Origin of the sequence: Methylobacterium sp. GC_Met_2, from assembly GCF_026540795.1 — a bacterium.
In the GTDB taxonomy this organism is placed as follows: domain Bacteria; phylum Pseudomonadota; class Alphaproteobacteria; order Rhizobiales; family Beijerinckiaceae; genus Methylobacterium.
On sequence record NZ_JALNUM010000244.1, the window covers coordinates 1 to 1922 of the forward strand.

Below are 1922 nucleotides of genomic sequence, written 5' to 3' on the forward strand. Positions count from 1 at the left end.
TCGGCGAGAAGTCCGACATCGAGGGCCGCATCAGCCAGATCAAGGCGCAGATCGAGGAGACCACCTCGGACTACGACCGTGAGAAGCTGCAGGAGCGCCTGGCCAAGCTCGCGGGCGGCGTCGCGGTGATCCGCGTCGGCGGCGCGACCGAGGTCGAGGTCAAGGAGAAGAAGGACCGGGTCGACGACGCCCTCAACGCCACCCGCGCGGCGGTCGAAGAAGGCATCGTCCCGGGCGGCGGCACGGCGCTGCTGCGCGCCAAGAAGGCGGTCGCCGAGCTGAAGTCCGACATTCCGGACGTCCAGGCCGGCATCAAGATCGTGTTGAAGGCCCTTGAGGCCCCGATCCGCCAGATCGCCCAGAACGCGGGCGTCGAGGGCTCGATCGTGGTCGGCAAGATCACCGACAACACCTCCTCGGAGACCTACGGCTTCAACGCCCAGACCGAAGAGTATGTCGACATGATCCAGGCCGGCATCGTCGATCCGGCCAAGGTGGTGCGCACCGCTCTGCAGGACGCCGCTTCGGTGGCCGGCCTGCTGGTGACCACCGAGGCGATGGTCGCCGACGCGCCGAAGAAGGACAGCGGCGCCCCCGCGATGCCGGGCGGCGGCGGCATGGGCGGCATGGACTTCTAAGTCCAAGCCACCCGTCGAGACGAAGGAAGGGGGTCGCCGCGAGGCGGCCCCTTTTTCGTGCGCGCTGCGAACGGAGTGATTGTCCCGGTCTGCCTGCCAAGACTGAACATGGCGACTTTATATCGTATATTCATACCTATCGCATGACGTTATGATTCGATTTTGACCGAGTAATATCTGCCTTTCAAAATATAATTTGCCAATTAATATAATGTTGTTGTGATGCCACAAGTAACGTCGCGATGAATCATGACTCTTTATGACGCTCGCAGCCGCTCAAAAATTTGCATGTTCCTTTGCGCGTTCGCATTCGGCGAATCATTGCAGGGGTTGATCGATGCGGTTGACGGGTCATGTTTCGATCATAGCGCTCGCGGCGGCGTCGATTTTGGGATCGGAAGCACGCGCTCAGACGGCTCGGATCACCCCAGCGAACGCCAATGTCCTCAATTTACTGAGTCCCTACCTGAGCCTCAACGCGACGGCGGTTGGTATCGCAACCCTGCAAAGCAATCTCGACTCCACGGTCGCTTTGAACGGGTCCTCGGCCAGCCGGCGTGGCTTGGCAGCTAGCGATATGAATCTGTTTGTGACGGCGGGGGCGGCCTACTCGCCCGCTGGACTGACCGGATATGGGGCAGGCGCCAATCTCGCCGGCGGATTGGCTGATCAGGCGACCAGCAACGGAATTACCCCACGCCAGCCGGTCGGTGGGTACGGACCCGTTCTCGGCGCGATCTATCAGAGGGGCGTGGCAAGCGGCAGCAAGGGGCCCCTCGCCTCGGTCGACACGCTGCTGACATCCGCCTTCGCCATTTCCGGTGGCGATTCGGCAATTGCCAAGAACTACTTCGCGAACGGCGCGGCCAACAATTCCAGCACGTACGTCCCCGGCGCCATCCCCGTCCCAGCAGTCGCGCCGACGGGCTACAGCCTGCCGACCTATAACGGCCTGCCCAACACCACCAACAGCGTCTACGATCTCGCCTACGGCGTCACCAACAGGCAGGGCGGCCAGAATCCCTACGGCAGCTCGCGTCCCTATCAGGTCGCCCCGTCCCGGATCACGATCTACAATCCGCTGGCGACGATCGGCGTGGATACCAATTCCTCCTTCCCGAGCGGCCACACCGCCTACGGATTCACCTACGGAACGCTGCTGGCGATGCTGGTCCCGCAGCAGTACCAGAGCATGCTGTTGCGCGCGTCTGAGTATGGCGAGAGCCGAAGCGTGCTGGGCGTGCACTACGTGCTCGACGTGATCGGCGGGCGTGTCCAATCTTA

At 62.6% G+C, this 1922-nt stretch carries 2 protein-coding genes; both read left to right on the plus strand.

The features are described 5' to 3' along the window. On the plus strand, positions 1–638 hold a 638-nt coding region (locus OXS49_RS33210; protein ID WP_276082364.1), incomplete at its 5' end, for a TCP-1/cpn60 chaperonin family protein. A 337-nt stretch (positions 639–975) separates the two neighbouring features. Next, the coding region (locus OXS49_RS33215) for a phosphatase PAP2 family protein (RefSeq protein ID WP_267428748.1) at positions 976–1922 on the plus strand (947 nt) is incomplete at its 3' end.